This window comes from Psychrobacter sp. TAE2020 (assembly GCF_018919485.1).
GTDB lineage: Bacteria > Pseudomonadota > Gammaproteobacteria > Pseudomonadales > Moraxellaceae > Psychrobacter.
Genome location: NZ_JAHLMU010000001.1, coordinates 2,973,138 through 2,991,588 on the forward strand (window position 1 = coordinate 2,973,138; position 18,451 = coordinate 2,991,588).

At 40.3% G+C, this 18,451-nt stretch carries 15 protein-coding genes; 4 read left to right on the plus strand and 11 right to left on the minus strand.

Going from position 1 to position 18,451, the window contains the following annotated elements:
* Window positions 1-75: 75 nt before the first annotated feature.
* The 5 genes from KPY62_RS12245 to dinB all read right to left on the minus strand — a co-directional run bounded on the left by KPY62_RS12245 (window position 76) and on the right by dinB (window position 6,094).
* Window positions 76-1,905, minus strand: a complete 1,830-nt coding sequence (locus KPY62_RS12245) for a FimV/HubP family polar landmark protein (RefSeq protein WP_216582611.1) — start codon at window positions 1,903-1,905, stop codon at window positions 76-78.
* A 117-nt stretch (window positions 1,906-2,022) separates the two neighbouring features.
* Window positions 2,023-2,214, minus strand: coding sequence for a hypothetical protein (locus tag KPY62_RS13825; RefSeq protein ID WP_228730687.1), 192 nt, complete (start codon window positions 2,212-2,214; stop codon window positions 2,023-2,025).
* A gap of 123 nt (window positions 2,215-2,337) precedes the next feature.
* Window positions 2,338-3,249 carry a FimV family protein gene (locus KPY62_RS12250; protein WP_228730688.1) on the minus strand — a complete coding sequence of 304 codons (912 nt, stop codon included), beginning with the start codon at window positions 3,247-3,249 and terminating at the stop codon, window positions 2,338-2,340.
* A gap of 300 nt (window positions 3,250-3,549) precedes the next feature.
* Complete coding sequence (gene queA, locus KPY62_RS12255) at window positions 3,550-4,746, minus strand: tRNA preQ1(34) S-adenosylmethionine ribosyltransferase-isomerase QueA (RefSeq protein WP_216582613.1); 1,197 nt, start codon at window positions 4,744-4,746, stop codon at window positions 3,550-3,552.
* Between the two features lie 277 nt (window positions 4,747-5,023).
* Window positions 5,024-6,094, minus strand: coding sequence for a DNA polymerase IV (dinB, locus tag KPY62_RS12260; RefSeq protein WP_228730781.1), 1,071 nt, complete (start codon window positions 6,092-6,094; stop codon window positions 5,024-5,026).
* A 277-nt stretch (window positions 6,095-6,371) separates the two neighbouring features.
* Between dinB and KPY62_RS13925 the strand changes: the two genes are divergently transcribed.
* The 3 genes from KPY62_RS13925 (at window position 6,372) to KPY62_RS12270 (ending at window position 10,373) form a co-directional block, all read left to right on the plus strand.
* Window positions 6,372-6,506, plus strand: coding sequence for a hypothetical protein (locus KPY62_RS13925; RefSeq protein WP_267459614.1), 135 nt, complete (start codon window positions 6,372-6,374; stop codon window positions 6,504-6,506).
* A 323-nt stretch (window positions 6,507-6,829) separates the two neighbouring features.
* A complete protein-coding gene (locus tag KPY62_RS12265; protein ID WP_216582622.1) occupies window positions 6,830-8,374 on the plus strand; it encodes a DUF262 domain-containing protein in 1,545 nt (514 codons plus the stop codon).
* Entirely contained in the window at window positions 8,367-10,373 is a 2,007-nt protein-coding gene (locus KPY62_RS12270; RefSeq protein ID WP_216582624.1) for a DUF262 domain-containing protein, read from the plus strand. The genes KPY62_RS12265 and KPY62_RS12270 overlap by 8 nt, the downstream gene beginning before the upstream one ends.
* A 363-nt stretch (window positions 10,374-10,736) precedes the next feature.
* Here the strand turns inward: KPY62_RS12270 and KPY62_RS12275 are convergent, their stop codons facing one another.
* On the minus strand, window positions 10,737-12,032 hold the full coding sequence (locus KPY62_RS12275) for a M20 family metallopeptidase (protein WP_216582626.1): 1,296 nt from the start codon (window positions 12,030-12,032) through the stop codon (window positions 10,737-10,739).
* A gap of 332 nt (window positions 12,033-12,364) precedes the next feature.
* On the opposite strand from KPY62_RS12275, the gene KPY62_RS12280 reads away from it, so the two are divergent.
* Window positions 12,365-12,682: a DUF1810 domain-containing protein gene (locus tag KPY62_RS12280; RefSeq protein WP_228730689.1), complete on the plus strand. Its 318-nt coding sequence runs from the start codon at window positions 12,365-12,367 to the stop codon at window positions 12,680-12,682.
* 349 nt (window positions 12,683-13,031) lie between these two features.
* Here the strand turns inward: KPY62_RS12280 and KPY62_RS12285 are convergent, their stop codons facing one another.
* The 5 genes from KPY62_RS12285 to KPY62_RS12305 all read right to left on the minus strand — a co-directional run bounded on the left by KPY62_RS12285 (window position 13,032) and on the right by KPY62_RS12305 (window position 18,373).
* Window positions 13,032-13,685 (minus strand): cytochrome c, encoded by a 654-nt coding sequence (locus tag KPY62_RS12285; protein WP_324033946.1) that lies wholly within the window; start codon window positions 13,683-13,685, stop codon window positions 13,032-13,034.
* Between the two features lie 65 nt (window positions 13,686-13,750).
* Entirely contained in the window at window positions 13,751-15,352 is a 1,602-nt protein-coding gene (locus KPY62_RS12290) for a flavin monoamine oxidase family protein (protein WP_216582629.1), read from the minus strand.
* A gap of 47 nt (window positions 15,353-15,399) precedes the next feature.
* Entirely contained in the window at window positions 15,400-16,797 is a 1,398-nt protein-coding gene (locus tag KPY62_RS12295) for a cytochrome c (protein WP_216582631.1), read from the minus strand.
* Window positions 16,798-16,853: 56 nt separating this feature from the next.
* The gene (locus tag KPY62_RS12300; RefSeq protein WP_216582633.1) at window positions 16,854-17,444 is read right to left on the minus strand and encodes a YceI family protein; all 591 of its coding nucleotides are present in this window, start codon (window positions 17,442-17,444) and stop codon (window positions 16,854-16,856) included.
* A gap of 188 nt (window positions 17,445-17,632) precedes the next feature.
* Window positions 17,633-18,373 (minus strand): PAP2 family lipid A phosphatase, encoded by a 741-nt coding sequence (locus tag KPY62_RS12305; protein ID WP_216582635.1) that lies wholly within the window; start codon window positions 18,371-18,373, stop codon window positions 17,633-17,635.
* Window positions 18,374-18,451 lie beyond the last annotated feature (78 nt).

Here is an 18,451-nt window from a genome sequence, read left to right on the forward strand (position 1 = left end):
AGGTCAGCCGCTGCTATTTTTAGCTAGAGATTGTTTCAAACAATATAACGAGGATTAAACAAACAAACTAGCCGCTTAAGTGGTATGAGCTAATAAAGCTTGCGCTTGTTGTTGTTGCTCGCTACTACCTTGATCGACTACTTCAGTAAGCAAGCGTTTAGCGCTATCATTCTCTCCTAGCTTTATATACTGATATGCCAAATCTAAAATAACTTGATAGCTGTCTAAAGACTTTACAAAGTTAAAGTCTGCTGAAAATTGCGAGTCAAAGTCAACTGGTGCCTGCTCACTACTATCTGTTGGTACTAGCTCTACTGACGATAGCTCTGTGGCTGCATGGGTAAAGACGGTAGTCGGTCCATTACTACTGACAACTCTGTTAACGAAATCATCAGTAAGCAGCCAATACTCTTCTACAGATGACTTATCAGCAACATCAGTTACGGTGGACTCAGAAGCGGGGGTACTGATTGAAGAGTCTGTAAGGTCAGCTATAGCCATATCATCAGCATCATCTGAAGATGCAAAATAAAATAAATTATCGTTAGTTGGACTGTTAGCTGTATTTGCTATATCAGCAGCAGTTAACTCAATATCAAAGTCAGTATCAGTATCAGTATCAGTATCAGTATCAGTATCAATATCGGTATCAATATCAATATCAAAGTCATCAGTAGCATTATCTACAAACGCAGCAGCATCAATATCAACTGCACTATCCTCTAAACTAAATACAAAGTATTGTCTGTGTGGTTGTGCAGCAGCAAGCTCATTAGCACTAAGACTATCTATAGTGCTGTCTATCTTAGGCTCAATACTAAGATCTGCTAAATCCATAACAAAATTATCATTATCGCTATCATCAAAGCTACCATCAAAATGGTCTTCAAAACCTTCGTTAACCTCTTCGTTAAAGCTTTGATTAAAACTGAGCTGGTCAACTGTATTATTAGCCCTAATAGTATCAGCTAGTAAGCTATCAGCGCCTAAGGTCTGCTGAGTAGACTGATCATCAACTAAAAGCTCAGACCATTCTGCTGTCAACGCACTAGTATCAGGGTCAGCTACATCGTCAGACATATCATCAGAACCGTTATCAAAACTAAGGGTAAAGTCATCGTCGATGTTGCTGGCGCTATTAGTAGTCGTTAGGTTAATAGCATCAGCAGAGACTACTGACGCAATAGGGAGCTTAGCGCTATTGCCAATAAAAGGGGTATCAGTGAAAGGGGTAGCGGTTGGATCAGCAGCTTCTAAATCAGCCAAGGTCAGATCAAAGCTGGCGCATTCTTGCCTATATTGCTTAGGATCAACAGCTATACTAGTAGAGTAAGCATCAGTTACTGAGGGTAAGGAATCCAAATCTAATAAAAAGTCATCTTGCTCAAAGGTATTAGCAGCGCTAGTATCATCAGTAACTAAACTCATAGTTAACAAAGCATCACTGTCTTCTAAGTTTGGCTGCTGTTCAGCCATTAAGTCTTTCAGTTGCTGCGCTTGTTCAATAATTGTCTGATCATTATCGCTCTGGATAGTATTATAAATTCGATAGAAGTCATCACTTTGATTGGTAAATACATAGATATCTAATAACTTCAATAATAACGGACCGTCATTAGGTTTTTTGGCTAAGCCACGCTGTAGGGCTTCAATAGCTTTATCATAACGTTGCTGATCGATAAAACGTTGAGCAATAGTGACGTTATCAAACTTAGTTACCTTGCTAGAAGAGTTATTGATACTATTTTTGCTAACAGCAGAACGACATACCTTTGAATTGGATGGGGAGGGCTCAGGTTTTTTATTCATCATTAAGGGTTGTTGAGCTCTGTTTTTGCGTTTGATTAAAAGCACTAACAACAAGACGATAGCCAATCCTGCCATGATATATAGTATGTTATCCATTGATACTCCCAAGTATACAAGCGCTTTTTATAGCAGAAATACTGAGCAGCTAGGCAATTATTGATTACTTAAATTTTTAAGATGAGCATTACTCTCAGCTGGTTTTTGGTTTTGTAATTATAGCTTTTGCCTATAGCCACTAAGAGTAGGGTTAGTCGCTTTTACCTCTTTACCTTGAGCCGCTTTGCTTTGCTGCGATTGCTTGAGTATCGCTAAGACGTCAGTACTGACAGCATTGCCAGCTGTACTAGGAGCTTTAGACTCAGTACCGCCAGACTTAGTAACTGTGGGCTTAGCAGAGATTACCATAGTTGTTTCTGTAGCAGCCGCCTGCTCAGCTTTACTGATAGGGTTATATTTTAAAGGTTTAACGCGATAGTGTGGTCTCTGTGCGGCGATAGCTACTGGCAGGCTTTTTTGCGATGGGCGGGTTTAGTAATTGGGAAGCTGCAATTGAGCATCGGCTCTTAAGCGATTGGTATCTTGCGCTATAAAAACATCAGGATTCTGATGTTGAATTTTTTTCATCACTGCTTGTACATCGATATTGTTTTGCACAGCGATCTTTTTAGCGATGCTCCATAAGCTATCATTACGTTGCACATCATAGCTTATAGTAGTCGTTTGGTTATCAGGCGCTATATTTTTTGGCACAGCCGTAGCGGAACCGTCACTGACATTGGCAGTACTGGCGGTAGCTATTTTAGTGCTGGGCATAGCTAGGGCCCGTATTTGCGCATTAGCCATCGCAGAGCTAGCTACTGAGGGGCTGGACGAAGCGAATAAAGGCGGCGGTGCTCCCCATTTGACAGCTAAAGTTTGCGCTGTATGATCACTAACTACAGATAGATTAGTCTTTTGTGCTGTGGCTGTGGCTGTGGCTGTGGCTTGGTTAGGTTGCCTAATCGCTACGCTTTTATGCAATGGCATCAGTAAGGTCTTAGGTATGATATTGCGTTGGCCTTTCTCATTGATAGATAACACTACATCAGCAAACGGCTTAGAGACAGGCTGCGTGGTGCTAATCACCATCGTACCTGCATGAGCAGAAGTGGTGACAAAATGTACAGACATGGAGTCCGTTGGGATGAGCCCCAGTTGTTGATAAACTACGGGATTTGCCAAACTAGCAGAAAAGTCTTCAGCGTGGATATCAGTAACTGAAATAATAGCTACTAGAGGTTGATGCTGCTCAGAGGTGACTATGATCTTGCCTATAGTCGCCGCTTGCGCTGTAGCTAACCATAGCGTCGCGCTAATTGAGTAGAGCAACCCGATCGCTAGCGCTTTATGTACAGCCGTTAAATGGATAGTGGTTAAGCGCTGAGGTAAATGCCAAGACATGCTTAACCCTTTTATAATAAATGATAATGACTTTAATTACGGAATATAAGTAATGACTATAAGTAATTATCAATAGTAAGCTATTATTATTACTATAACAACAAAAGCTGACTTTTATCTGGTTAAACCTTAGTGTAGCTACTTTGCATAATTTATATAAAGCAACTACATTTATAGAAAGAAACTAAGGATTAAGCTTATTATTCAAAGGGTGCAATGCTTTTTTACTAATTCTTGTTGCCCTGTTTATGATTTTATTTGCTTGTGATTAGCTAATAGTATTTATTTAATAACTAATATTTACCGTTTTTTGTCCAGTAGCATGGCATCACCATAACTAAAGAAGCGATATTGATGCTCGATAGCATGTTGATAGGCTTGTTCTATAGCGGCTTTGCCAGAAAAAGCGGCGACTAACATTAGCAAAGTCGATTTAGGTAAATGGAAGTTAGTCAATAAGCGATCAATTACCCCAAAATGGAAGCCTGGATAAATAAATATATCAGTATCTCCTGACCAGCTAGCTAGTGCTTCGCCATTCTGTGTAGTCTGCTGATAAGCGCTTTCGAGAACCCGAGCTACCGTAGTTCCAATGGCGATAACTTGCTTGCCATTAGCATGAGTTTGATTAATCAGCGCTGCGGTATCTTGCGGCAAATACGCATACTCGCTATGCATAGTATGGTTGAGCAGATTGTCAGTTTTGACCGGTGCAAAAGTACCAGCCCCGACATGTAGAGTGACAAAAGCAGTATTAATACCCTTATCGCTGAGCATAGATAGTACTTTTTCATCAAAATGTAAACTGGCAGTAGGAGCAGCGACGCTAGCAAGCTTGGCAGGGTCATGAAACACAGTCTGATAACGAGTATTGTCGGTTTCGTCAGCATGGCGCTCAAAGTATGGCGGTATCGGTAGCTCTCCGTAGCTTTCTAAGTCTGGCAAAATAGGCGCTGCAAAAGCCAAGATAAATAGGTTCTGTTGACGTCCGAGCATAACGCATTGCATCTGATCATCAGCTAAAGATAAGCTCTGACCTAGTTTTGGGGCTTTGCTGGCTTTGACATGGCAAAGCGCGACATACTGCGGTGTTTCAAACGGTTTATCTGCATCAGCGATAGTGCTTCCTAATAGCTGTTCAATAGCAGCGCTATCCAATAAACGCTCGATCAACACTTCTATCTTACCGCCAGTATCTTTACTACCGAACAGCCTTGCTTTCATCACTTTGGTATCATTAAATACTATTAAGTCGCCAGCATTTAATAGTGAGGCCAGCTCAGTAAATAGATGGTCTTCTATCTGTATGCTAGCGTCAGTAGTGGCTGGCAAGTACAGCAACTTAGAAGCTGAGCGCTGGGCTAGGGGGTAGCGAGCGATTAAGCTATCCGGCAGCTCATAATCATAATCAGCCACACTTAAGTAGTCTAGAGGAGCTGAATCAGAATTGTTAGCACAGGCTTTAGGATCAGAAATTACAGAGTTAGAAGCAGTCATAAGAGTCAGTAAGTAGAGGAGTATTTTGGCGTAATTGTAGCAGAAAGCACCAGCAAAGGGAGTAGATTACGCAGGCTATTTATCTAGCTATATCTGCCTTTACTTGTCGGCATTGACTGGCTGATTTTAACGGTTTTAATCACTGCTTAATCTACAACTAGTTGCAGTGTTGCAGTGTTGCAGTAGGCATGATCTTCCTATGACCAGAATGCTACTATTAAAATAGCCTAAGTAAAATTATACAAGCTATAAATTAGTCAGTTGCAATAGCAAGGCGCTATTCGAATAAATCCAATTGCGCTAAGGTCTGCGTCGCTGGAGCTAACGATGAATAAGTAACCCCTACTAAACGAATAGGCAAGTCACGTGGGATATCAGCAAACAGTTTGTTGAGCCAATAGTGAGCAGACTCAGCACTATCAAACGCTGTTGATAAAGTATGCGAGCGGGTTATTTGACTGAAGTCAGCATATTTAATCTTAAGGGTGATAGTGTAGGCAATAAGCTGTTTATTATGCATTTGGGTATAAGCATCAGCGTTTTGCTCATAAATCTGTACTAGCAGCGCTTCATCAAGGCGTAGATTATCTTGAAAGGTAGTCTCAGAACCAACTGATTTGTGCTGACGTTCAGCCTTAACTGGACGCTCGTCGCGACCATGAGCGATATCATGATAAAACTGGCCACGCTTGCCAAATTCATTAACCAACACTACCGCTGACGCACGGCGCAGATCGGCTCCGGTACTGATATTCATCGCATGTAAACGCTTAGCAGTAGCTTTACCAATACCATGAAAGCGCTCGATTGGTAGCGAACTAATAAAGGCATCAGCATCGCTAGGGGTAATGATTGCCGTACCATTAGGCTTATTAATATCAGAAGCGATCTTAGCTAGCATCTTATTAAAAGATACCCCAGCCGAGGCGGTGAGCCCAGTATGCTCTAGTATCTGCGCTCGTAACCAATTGGCCATTAGAGTCGCTGAGCCGTGATGGACTTGTAGCCCAGTGACATCGATATAAGCTTCATCCAAAGATAGAGGCTCTACTAACGGGGTAAGGCTATGCATAATCGCTCGGATATCAGCACTAACTGCACGATAAACTTCAAAGCGTGGACGCACAAATAGTACTTCAGGACAGCGTTTACGTGCCTCATAACAAGACATCGCTGAGCGTACACCAAATTTACGCACTTCATAACTAGCGGCTGCAACTACACCACGTCCTTTAGGATCGCCGCCTACTACTAATGGCTTACCACGCAGCTCAGGAAAATCGCGTTGTTCGACGCTAGCGTAAAAAGCATCCATATCAAGATGGATAATCTTACGCTGAATTGGCATTACTAAGTTTGTATTAACCAAGTCTTGGTTAACTGGATGGGCATCAAAGGTCATAACTACTATTTTAACGGATATAGGACCGTCTTTTAATAGGAGATTTATTATGTAGCCTGCTATTGAGTCATATATTTGTATGGCTTTTGATTTTACTCTGGTTATTGGTTATTGGTTATTGCTAGTGGTTAATATTTTTTACTATAAAAAAGCTAACCTAGAAAATAAATTTATAGGTTGTGGACTATACTAGCTTTTGTGATGACGTCAAAAAGATGCTTCTATGGCTGCTCCTCTAAACGATATTTGTTCTCAGGTCATTGCTACGACTGCAAAAGCCTATTTTATCATTCTCAGAGGCGATTTGAGCAATCAACGTCAGCAAGACACTTTGTTTCTTGTAGATAACTGGTATTAAGAGACTTTAAACATTACAGAAACCAATACTATTGCAGTGCTATTTTGTTTTGAAAGCGATAGGTAGTCATCAATTTCTGAATATTCAAAGCTATAATACTTGGTTAAAAGTAAGGTTATGGACAACGAACGAGTATACTATTACTTAAAATATGCTGAAAAGTATAACTGTTATTGGATGAGAGCAATATATGTTGTCTAGAAAACGAATATTTATTAGATTTGATGAATTATAGATTTTAAACGAAATTTTATTGGCTAGTCATATGATCCAGATAGCTTATAAATTATTTTACTAAATTTTAAATATTAAGAAATGAATCCATGAAAAAAGAAAATACCCATAATGATGAAGAGGTTTTAAAAATTATAGATTTTTTATCTGCAAAAGAGTACTTAGATAAAGATTTTGTTGTACCCAAATACCAGCGTCCTTACCGTTGGAGTGAAAAAAATATTACTGATTTATTGACGGACTTATATTACCAGTGCAGCAGAGTTGAGTCTGATTTAGGTACTGTTGACGATTCAGAAAGTGCTTACCGTTTAGGTACTATAGTCTTACATCAAGAATCTGATAAAAAAGATTATAAAAAAGGTCAAAAGAAGGTGGTTGCACTAGTGGATGGTCAGCAGCGTACTCTGACGTTATTATTGATTATGAAGGCAGCTGCGGATTCTGGAAAGTTTGCAGAGCAATTTAAAAGCTTTGCGCCTGTAGAAATAAAACTCCCTGATTGTAGCGAAACTCAGAAAAACCTAAGTAAGAACCTTGTTATCATAGAACGCCATATTAATAATCCTGAGTTTACATCCGAAGTATTAGATTTTTTACTAAATCATTGTGAAGTTGTTCAAGTAACTTTGCATGAACTCGCGGAAGCCTTCCAGTTTTTTGATTCGCAAAATGCACGTGGTCTTGATTTAAGTCCTCATGATTTGCTTAAAGCATTTCATTTACGTGAGTTTGCTACGGCAGAGAACCCTTTAAAAGAGTCTGTTGTAACCCATTGGGAGCAAAAGAACACTAAAGACTTAAGGTTATTATTTGCCAACTACCTATATCCTATTCGTCAATGGAGTAGGGGCAAGCCTAGTCTATACTTTTCAAAAACTGATGTAGGTTCATTTAAAGGTGTTAATCTGAGCAATGCACCCTTCCTTAGCTCTTATCCATTTCAACAAAGCTTAAGGGTTATTCATAATACAGTCGATCAATATAACCAACACTCACAGCGTACTCTTGATCAGAGAGCTATGGATTACCCCTTTCAGCTTACTCAAACGATCATTAACGGTCGCCGATTTTTTGATTGGGTCACACATTATCAAAATCTTCTAGAGCCTCTCCTAATTAACTCTATTGAAATCGAGGGAGGTAATTGGTTAAAGGCTGCTTTATATCATCAAGAAACACTACAAAGGTTGAAGTATGAAGTTGCTGATAGACCTACAGCGTTAATGATTATGCAGGTATTAGATAACCAAAAAAAAGGTGACAGATATATCTATAGTCACTGGTGGCGCCAGGGAGACAAATATGTTCGTCGTATGTTTAACGCGCTTGTATTATGTTATTACGACCGCTTTGGGTCACAAGATTTAGCACGAGCAATTGAGTATATATTCATTTGGGCTTATTCATTACGTTTAAAAAAATCAAGTGTTTACCTAGAAAGTGTAGAAAAGCATATAAAGAGTAATAATTTGTTTATGCGACTGCAGTATTCGCTGTCTCCTGTGGACTTTCTAAATGAGCCATTACCCAGAATAGTAGAGATAAACGCGCGAAATGTAGAAGGGATCAAAACTATTTTTGCAGAGCTTGGTTATATATCTGAGCAAGTAAGGGAGAAAGCATATGGATAATAAAAGCCTAAAAAGCTTGGAGTTGCGACAGCTACTTAGTATGGATTGCTACAAAGTGCCCGTATATCAGCGTAATTACGACTGGGCTGAGCCTCAAATTCAGCAGCTTATCGATGATATCCAAGATTATTCAGAACAAAAGCACAAACCCAGTGAGTATTATATCGGTAGCTTAGTGGTACATGAGAAACCAGGATACTTTGAAATTCTTGATGGCCAACAGCGGTTTACGACATTAAGTTTATTAGCTTTCTATTTAAAGCATCGCTTACCTGACAGTTTTTTATGGTATGAAAAGCCAAACTTAGGGTTTGAGAGTCGTACTAAATCAGAAATGGCTATCAGTCAGCTTTTTAAGATTTTACTGCCAAATAAAAGCACTAAATACGATTCGCCTGAACATCTATCTGAACTAATAAGTGTGATTGATACTAATAAAACTAACCCTTCAATATTAAATGGTTTTAGAGCTATAGACAGAGTAATTACTAGGAACTTTGCGGATCAGAAGCCTGAAGCGCTAAAAGAATTTAGTTCTTACTTGTTGGAAAGGGTAAAAATACTCCGTGTTTGTGTGCCCAAGAATACTGATGTTACTCATTATTTTGAAGTTATGAACAATCGAGGGGAGCAGTTAGAAAAACATGAAGTGGTAAAAGCTAACTTACTGTCTGCTGTCCAAAATGATACACAGGCTATGGCTACTATAAGTAAAGTTTGGCACGCTTGTGCGGACATGAGCCGTTATGTGCAAACAGGGTTTTTAGTTGATAATCGCGAAGCCATATTTGGAGCAGAGTCGACAGTTTTAGTAGTGAAAAGTTTCGATGACTTGACAGAGATAATTACTGTGCAAGGCGATGATTCTAGTCTAACAGATGGTTTTCTGTCTCTTACAGAATCACTTGCAGCAGGTCGAAAATTGCCAGTAAAAGAAGACAAAAGAAATAGCAATGATGATAATGATGAAGGTAAAGCGGAGCGGTTTAACAGTGTTATAGACTTTCCTAACTTTCTTATGCAAGCTCTTCGTATTTATCTAAAACCAGAATTATGTAAAGAGTTACCTGCCTTAGATGATAAAGCATTAATTGAAGCTTTCAAACAACATATAGGCAAGGATGTTCAAAAGGTTAAAGATTTTATTTTCACTTTACTTAGAATACGCTACTTATTCGATAACTATATCGTCAAGCGTGAGAGTACAAGTGGTAAAGAAGACTGGTCATTAAAACGTTACAAGTTTGATAAGATTAGCTCAAGCTATGTGAATAGTTTCGGAAAAGATGAAAGCTATAAGTCTAGTGCAAATTGGTCTTGTGCAATGCTACTTTCCGCCTTTCATGTCTCCTATCCAACCAATTCTCGTAAAAACTGGCTATCGGCGGTATTGTATTGGTTAAGTGATAATGAACACTCAAAATTAATTACTGCAGAAAATTATTTAGAGTTTTTAGAAAGCCTTGCTAAAAGCTTTATGGTTAATCGCTATTTAATAGCAGAGTCCAAAGAATATAAGGACTTTATGTATGTTATAAATACAGCTAATCAATATGATGTAGCTTTTGAAGACCTAGATACGCTACTAAGTTATGGTCGTGTCAGAGTATTTGTATTTAATTACTTGGATTATTTATTATGGAAAGACGATAAATATTCTATAGATAAAAAAAATGTATTCAGGTTTAGTTTTAAAAACTCTGTTGAACACTTTTCACCTCAGACTTCTAGAATTAATGAAATACTAGATAAAACTCATCTGCATGGGTTTGGTAACTTATGTTTGATAGGGAGCAGTGAAAACTCGTCTTTAAGTAACGATATTCCTTATCAAAAAACGAAGATATTAGAAAGTCAGCGCAGTAAGATGGCGCCTCTTAGTTTAAAGCTTGAGTTAATGATGCAAACTTCTGAGAATAGTTGGGACGTTAATACTATAGAATTACATGGAGATGACATGGTTAAAACTCTACAGAGAGGTATAGAGTTACCATTATAAATGCAACCTTATGCAATAAATTTGTTGAAGTGTAAGATAGCGTTTGTCTAAAGGACTGGAATGGGTCGAGTGAGGCATGGGTAATGATTAATGAAGATATAATGGCAGATAAAATCCTAAAAGAAATGGATAGCATTTTTAATGTGCTAAAAGATAGTGGCTGTTTTAATGAAAAGGAGTAAAAGTTTTCGCTGCTGCAATCGAACGACCCTTTCATTCTTAATAATAAACAACCAACAGCAAAATATAAAAAAGCCAGACACCATAAGTATCTGACTTTTTATAATTGTTTAGCTGATCCTAACACTCGTCTTCCTAAGATAAAGTTAGTTCAGCCTAAAGTTTTAACTCAACGGTTAAGGGTTACTTTTTCATTGCCAGATAGTCTACTGCTAATTGGCTAAGAGCTTTAGTACCCACCTTAAATGAGGATTCATCGGCATAAAAGTAAGGGGAGTGGTTAGTAGGTGCTTTGCTAGCATCTTGTCCCACTGGCGTTCCCCCTAAGAACACAAACAAACCAGGGACTTCGTTGGCATAAAATGAGAAATCTTCAGAACCTGTTAATTTAGAGACTTCAATGACGTTATTTTTACCGGCTACGTTTTGTAAGGTAGGTAACATTTTAGTCGTTAACTCTGGATTGTTGATAGTGACTGGATAACCCTCGATGATTTTAACGTCTGCTTCTGCACCTGAAGATTTTGCTATATAAGTCGCGGTGGTTTTAATTTTTTCAAATATCTGTTGGCGATTATCCATATCAAAATTACGAATAGTGCCTATCATGTCAACTTTATCAGGAATGATATTATCACGTACGCCGCCTTGTATTTTACCGAACGAGACAATAGCAGGCTCTTTAGTGATATCAATTTGACGGCTGACGATATGGTTCATACCAGTCACAATTTGCGCTGCTGCGGCAATAGGATCAACCCCGCCCCAAGGTGCTGAGCCATGAGTTTGCTTACCATTCACTGTGATCTCAAAAGTGTCTACACTAGCCATGATAGGACCACTGCGATAACCAATTTGGCCGCTGTTTAGGCTCGACATAATGTGCAGTCCAAAGGCTACGTCTGGCTTATATTTTTTGAATATACCTTGTTTTAACATTAGCTCAGCGCCGCCTTGTTCTCCTTCTGGAGCACCTTCTTCAGCTGGCTGAAACACAAACATAATGTTGCCATGCAACTCGTTTTTTACCCCTGCTAGTACTTCAGCGGCCCCCATTAGCATAGCCACGTGAGTATCATGTCCGCAGGCATGCATCACGCCTACCTCTGATCCTTGATAGATAGCCGTTTTGGTTGATTTAAAAGACACATCTGTTTTTTCGGTAACAGGCAGCGCATCCATATCGGCCCGAAGCATCACAGTAGGCCCTGGTTTTGACCCTTTTAAGATACCTACAACCCCAGTGTAGGCTATGCCGGTTTCAACTTCCATCCCTAGAGATTTCAGGTGTTTGGCAACAATGGCCGCAGTACGAGTTTCTCTATTACTGAGTTCGGGATTTGAATGTAAATCACGACGCCACTCAATGACTTTTTTTTCTACTTTTTTGGCCTCTTTATCGACATTGATGGTAGCGTTAGCACTAAACGTGCTGCAGGCAACACAGCCGATAGCTAATGATAATAAAGCTCTTTTCATATGTTTTCCTTCCTTGGTTGGTTGGCTCTTGATTGGCGCTCGAGTTAAAAGCTTAGTATTGTTTACTATATATTGAGGTTAAAGAACTTAGTGAGGAGGTTATGGCGTATCGATTACGCTATGCTAGCCTTAATTAGCAACAATTAAGGCTCGGCTATAATGTTAACAATTTGATGGTCATATGTATTGAAAGAATTTAAATATTTACAGTGAAATCTATATAGGATTACTTATGAATGACAGTCTATTTGATGACTTTGTGCAAGCACCAAGATAGTGTTTACCCACAAGTTATAGTAGAACTAACCTAAGGGCGCAAACGCTCGCATTGGATGTGGTTTGTTTTTCCGCAGCTTTTAGGATTAGGTCATAGTGCTATGGCTAGACGTTTTGCTTTAGACAGCCTAGCGCAAGTACAAGCCTATTTGCAGCATGAAGTACTTAGTGGGCGATTATTGCAGTGTGCTGAGCTTTTGTTAACTCATTCTGACAAAGGCACTTTAGAAATTTTCTGTAGCCCAGATAACTTAAAGTTGCATTCTTCATTAACGCTATTTGCTTTAGCAGCTAGTAAAGGCTCTGTTTTTGAGCAGCTGTTGCAGCAGTTCTTTGCAGGATCATATGATAAGAGAACCCTAGACTTGTTATGACAATAATAAAGTGCTATAACCAAATATAGCTATTTTTTAATTAGAGCATATTGACCCTTCACAAGTAGACAGTGCTGATAGCTAAAATTACTTTAGTTTAAGTAAAAATCGGATGCAGATGCTTGGGCTAGCTTTTATAACGGATAGAGTGATGTTAGCATCAATCCAACAGGCCAACAGATAAAAACAAGAACAGGACTTTTTTGCCGCTACTTTATTAAAACCATTCCCTTATAAGACTCGTCTAGAGAGTTTTAACTGACTACTGTTATAAAATCAGCGCCTAAAAATAGTCTCTGCTAGAAAGGTGTCAGTGTTGTGGTCGAAGGTTCAACATGCTCTAGTACTATTATTCGCTCGGATCAGCGCCCGGCGGGAACTCATGACGTAGCTGGGCGACATCAGCAGCAGTGACAGTGTCAGTAAAGCCATTTAAATCGCTATGCACATACTGAGTAACCGCTGCTATTTGCTGATCATTCATCATGCTGTGAAAGGAGGGCATACCACGCAGGCCATTAATGACCACACTGATGATATAGTGTTTTGATAGCATCTTGCTGTTGTTAGCTAGCGGTGGATAATAGCCCGCCCCTTGTGCTCCTTTGCCGTCAGCCATATGACAGCCTGCACAAGAATCGTCATAGAGCTTTTTACCATCAGTACTAAAAAACCCAGTTTTGCCTTGTAAGCTACCTTCGAATTTGATTAACCAAGGTTGCAAGTCAACATCTTCTGCCATTGTCGGTAGCGAGCTGACATCGACAATATTGCCCCGTGGCTCTCTGAGCTCTTCTTTAGAGCTATAAACTGCGCCCCAAGCCCCATTATTACGACTGGCTTGATTATCAAACCTCACTTGCGTAGCTTGTAGATCGGCTAGGGTAGCAGTGCTAGGAGCCGTTTGGTCTTTGCTATAGCGACTACAGCCCGATAAGGTGGTGACACCTAACCCTACTATTATTATAGATGTAACAAGCAAGTTTGGTTTTATCATCTCTATCTCCCCTTCTAAGGCCTCTATCATTGAGTCAATATTGCTTTTTAGCTAAGGGCTACTACTGACTACTAGCCAATACTTTTTGCGCGTTGATGCAAACGGGTGGCAGCATCCATGCCAGATAGTATTGCCCCTTCCTGCCAAGCTGGAATATGCGAGCAGTGCTCGCCTGCCAAGACGATACGATGATCGATAGCACACAAAGTATTGTAATACTGATCACGACTTGACTCACTCCAGATACCATAACAGCCGAGTACCCATGGGATACGATGCCAAGCTACCGAAGTACCAGAGCGGAACTCTTTAGGATATTGTGGATGAATGTATTTGCCATATTGCAGTGCTGCATCGATGCGCTGTTTAGGATTGAGACTGTTAAATTTATAAGACGCCTCACCAAATCCATAAGCACCTAGTAGCACTCCTGAGCCAGTAGTAAACATATCTTGTGAAGGATAAGATATCTGGGTAATGGGCATATCGGTATAGCTGATACCGCCATAAATCCACTCGTCCTCTTCCCAAAATCGACGTTTAAATTCTAAGCCTACTTTATAGGAGGTGTCATAAGGGACGGCTGCCATGGCTTGTTTCATCGGTGCTGAAACATTGATGTCTATTTGGGTCAACACTGACAATGGAATGGTACAAATACACCAATCGGCACGTACGGTTTTTGCTAGTCCATCAAGATTATTGCTATCGACATAATCGACGCTGACACCGCTATCATCCTGCTCAATTTTGGTAACTTTTGCATTGAATTCGATCATATCACGGCATTCACGAGTGAAGGCGTCACCAATCTTTCCCATACCACCGACTGGCTGAAACATCGCTGGTTGATGAACCTGAACAGTATAATTATTATAAATATCGGCCCACATTCCTGAATTCAGTAATTTGTCTCTAGGTATCGGTGTCGATGGCTGAGCATCTGGCATCAAACCGCCACCCGGATAGACACTATAGCCACGGTGCTTACTAGTTTCGTGGCTCTTGACATAACGGTAATTATTATCGAGGACACCCCAGCCTTTTAGACCTTCTAACAGCTTTTCTTTATCCTCTTTATTGACAGCATTATCAAGGCTACCGACATTCACCGCTTTAGATAGCAGCTCTGAGACATAACCACGGATATCGCTTTGTACTTCGCCTAGACGCTGCGGTGCGCCATTGAAATGATTGGTACGGTGTAAGTAGGCACGATCGTTAGTTTGAATAAACGGTTGTAAGGCAACGCCAAACTTCTTGCAATAGTGAAATACTGCGTAATGGTGAACGGGTAGGCGCCAAGGTCCGCCATTGAAGTAGTTGCCCTTTTTAAAGTCACAACTAACCTCGCTACCGCCTAACTCAGTATATTTATCACCACTATTGAGCGTCCAACTGCGGCCACCACCACGATTTTGGAACTCAAGTACAGTTACTTTATAGCCTGCTTTACGTAGCTCATAAGCAGCGGTAAGGCCAGCCAAACCAGCGCCAAGTATGACGATACTAGCACCAGCAGGCGCGCCTTTTAATTCAATCTGGGTTTTAAAACTAGACTCAGCAGCAAACCCTAGCGTAGTCATCGCCTGATACATAGCGGTTGCCCCAGCCGTTTTACCGATCATCGCTAGCAATTGCCGCCGTGTGGGCGCTTGGAATAGGTCGTTCATTGTTTATCCTTGTTATAGAGCATTCGTCCATGACTGCAAATACTGACTTATTTCATTACTTTTTTGACCTCATCAGCAGTGACTTTACTGCTTTGCAGACCACCCATGTTCACTCGCACATAATTGGTAATATCAGCAATCTGCGCATGAGTTAATTCTTTAGCGAAGCCAGGCATTTTTGGAGCAGTATTTAGCGCCCCTTTAGCGCCATAAGCGATGACGTTAATCAAAGCATCAGGTTTGGCTCGGCGGAGGCTACTAAGACCGACGATAGAAGCGTAACGGGCATCGGGTTGGGCGTAGCCATCTACGCCATGACAACTGGCGCAAGCGACAAGATATAGTGACTTTGGCGAGCTGCTATCAGTAGGATTATTAGTAGCGCTATCAGCAGTATTAATTTTTGCCTTAGTGTTGGCTAAAGTTTGAGCCAAATAGTCTTGTTGTTCTATCAAATTATAACTAATAGAGCTACTCACTGGACTTGGTAAGCGTGCAACATTCACAGGTAGCAAGTAGTCGTCGGTTTCAATAGCAGGAACCACTTTTAAGTAAGCGGCCATCGCAGCCAAATCTTCATCGGTTAGATAACGAGTGCTATGGGCCACTGCTTCGGCCATTGGTCCACCAGCATAAGCGCGTTTATCCAACATGCCAGTACGGAGATAAGTGACAATATCTTGCTCGCTCCAGCGCCCGATGCCACTGTTGTTATCAGGAGTAATATTGGGTGCGTACCATTTACCCAGTGGCGCACCAGATAGATATTTTTTCTTATTTAAACCTTGAGTAAGATTGCGCGGCGTATGACAAGTACCACAGTGCTCAGCATTATTAACGAGATATTCGCCACGTTGCTGGGTTGTAGTGAGCCCTAAGCGATTGTCAGTAGAGGGTACGTTGATCAGATTCCATGCCAACATCAAAGTGCGGATATTTAGCGGAAACGGTAGGTGAGTGGTTTTTTCAGGGGCGACTTCTACAGGAGGTACGGTTTGGAAATAAGCGAATAGCGCTTTGATATCTTCGTCGCTCATACCGTGATAGGACGGATAGGGCATAGCTGGATAAATCTGATGATTAGGCGCACGGCCTTTTTGTAGCGCTTTTTTTAGATCTGCTTCAGTATAGTTGCCGATGCCATAGAGCTTAGAAGGGCTAATATTGGTTGAGTAAATATTGCCAATAGGCGTTTCAATCGCCACGCCGCCAGTATAGTCTTCGCGATGACAAGCCATACAGTCAGCAGTGCGCGCCACATAAGCACCACGATTTGCTAAATCGCTATTGGCTGGACTGACATTAGGTAGGCTAATAGCTGGGCTAGTAGTGAGCAAACTCGTATTAGAAAGGCTTAGGCTGAGAGAGCTTGCGCTATCAGCCAGCGCAGCACTGGATACTATACTAAGTACCATTGCTGACAAGAGTGCAGAAAGTGCAGTCATAATATCCTTATAAAACTGGCTAGTACTACGATGTTGATGTTGTTACTGTAATAAAGCTATTGTCTAACTGCTTTGACTTGAATGTTTAAAGTGAGGCCTTTAGTAATACCAAATAAAGTGTATTTCTTAATATTCCATTTGGTGCGATCAATAGTAGCGGTAAAACTACCCGCACAGACATCTTTATTAATCGTAGTGCTCAAAGCACAGTTGAACTTAGTGGCCTTTAAGCTAATAGGGTGAGTCTCACCATGCAAAGTAAGGTTACCGTCAATTTGGGTAACCTGTGCACCTAGTTTGTTATGGTTAAAGTGCCATTGGGTTGAGGTAAAAGTAGCAGAGGGAAAGCGCTGCGTATCAAAAAAATCTGCACTAGTGAGCTTCAGATTAAAAGCTTTATTACCAGTATCTAAAGATATTATAGGAATAATAAGGGCGATACTGCCGGTTCTTAATAGTGCATCGTATTGCAGCTGACCCTTAACGTTATAAAAGCCGCCAGCAGTGACAGAAGTTTTCAGATTATCAATAGCGAAGCGTACGTGAGTTTGATTAGAGTCAATGACATAGTTGGCAGCATGACTATTGCTAAGACTAGTTAGCATTACTACCAGCATCGCTAATCGCTTACCCAATAGTCCTACCATAGCTATATTCCATTATTAATGTTTTATACACTAAGTACTTTGTTGCTGAAAGTAGGCTTTATTATTTATCAACGATAAAAATTGTACTGTTAATCATTTTATATACTATTTTTCAAGGGTTTAGTAGCTATATTTTATAATATTATGATTGTTTTGCTTTTGGCTTTGTAAGCTAGCTACTAGTCATATTAACCAATCTTGTTAAAGCTGGTTTTAAAGAATCCAACAGCTAACGCACAAGCTAAAGTCCATGACAACAGCATCGAAACTAAGGTATGACTAAAAAAGTGATCACCAATGCTCATTTTATATAAACCCATACTCCAGCCTAAAATAGTGACGGTGATAATAATTCTGCTTCGATAACGCTGCAAGCTAGGCAAGTATGCCAAGCCATATAAGGCGAATCCGGCGCTGGCATGGGCGGCTGGAAAGCACTTCGCTGGCGTTTTGGCAAGGATATTTTGCCAAATATTTAGATAAGCTAAGTTACCATCGAATAAAATTAAATTATTGGGGCAGCTGACATGAGTAACACCTTTGAGAGTGGCAATAATGCTAGGGACTAAGATGATGACAAGCAGTAAATAACTGATTTCACGGAGGGGTAACCACGTAAATATTTTGCTAGGCAATGATCTAGCATTATTAGGATCAGCATAAGCAGAAGGACGTCGGTTTCGCCAATAACTATAGAGTAAGGTTAGTAGCAAATAAATCCCTAACAGTATGAGTGACGCTTTAGGGAAGTCGTAGAAGATAAATCGATAAGGCTGTTGGCCCTTTGCCAGCAACCAGTGTCCATTAGAATAAAAAAGCTGACTGATACTAATATCTAATTGGCTATGTTCTAAGGTTAAGGTTGCGATTATAGTTAAGCACAACAATTTGAGCCAAATCCAGTCAGTTGAATTATCTTTTAAGGTCATTGATATCTCGTCTTACAGTTATTTAGTTGCACCAGCTTTCGTCAGTTTTTGACCCTTTGCGAGATGCCTAACTATTGC

What these genes read in the sequence shown, in the direction of transcription:
- KPY62_RS12265 (WP_216582622.1), top strand. Translation starts at nt 6,830, where the DNA reads ATGAAAAAAGAAAATACCCATAATGATGAAGAGGTTTTAAAAATTATA.
- KPY62_RS12305 (WP_216582635.1), bottom strand. Translation starts at nt 18,373, where the DNA reads ATGACCTTAAAAGATAATTCAACTGACTGGATTTGGCTCAAATTGTTG.
- KPY62_RS12250 (WP_228730688.1), bottom strand. Translation starts at nt 3,249, where the DNA reads ATGTCTTGGCATTTACCTCAGCGCTTAACCACTATCCATTTAACGGCT.
- KPY62_RS12300 (WP_216582633.1), bottom strand. Translation starts at nt 17,444, where the DNA reads ATGGTAGGACTATTGGGTAAGCGATTAGCGATGCTGGTAGTAATGCTA.
- queA (WP_216582613.1), bottom strand. Translation starts at nt 4,746, where the DNA reads ATGACTGCTTCTAACTCTGTAATTTCTGATCCTAAAGCCTGTGCTAAC.
- KPY62_RS13825 (WP_228730687.1), bottom strand. Translation starts at nt 2,214, where the DNA reads ATGGTAATCTCTGCTAAGCCCACAGTTACTAAGTCTGGCGGTACTGAG.
- KPY62_RS12280 (WP_228730689.1), top strand. Translation starts at nt 12,365, where the DNA reads ATGTGGTTTGTTTTTCCGCAGCTTTTAGGATTAGGTCATAGTGCTATG.
- KPY62_RS12245 (WP_216582611.1), bottom strand. Translation starts at nt 1,905, where the DNA reads ATGGATAACATACTATATATCATGGCAGGATTGGCTATCGTCTTGTTG.
- KPY62_RS12270 (WP_216582624.1), top strand. Translation starts at nt 8,367, where the DNA reads ATGGATAATAAAAGCCTAAAAAGCTTGGAGTTGCGACAGCTACTTAGT.
- dinB (WP_228730781.1), bottom strand. Translation starts at nt 6,094, where the DNA reads ATGCCAATTCAGCGTAAGATTATCCATCTTGATATGGATGCTTTTTAC.
- KPY62_RS12290 (WP_216582629.1), bottom strand. Translation starts at nt 15,352, where the DNA reads ATGAACGACCTATTCCAAGCGCCCACACGGCGGCAATTGCTAGCGATG.
- KPY62_RS12275 (WP_216582626.1), bottom strand. Translation starts at nt 12,032, where the DNA reads ATGAAAAGAGCTTTATTATCATTAGCTATCGGCTGTGTTGCCTGCAGC.
- KPY62_RS12295 (WP_216582631.1), bottom strand. Translation starts at nt 16,797, where the DNA reads ATGACTGCACTTTCTGCACTCTTGTCAGCAATGGTACTTAGTATAGTA.
- KPY62_RS13925 (WP_267459614.1), top strand. Translation starts at nt 6,372, where the DNA reads ATGGCTGCTCCTCTAAACGATATTTGTTCTCAGGTCATTGCTACGACT.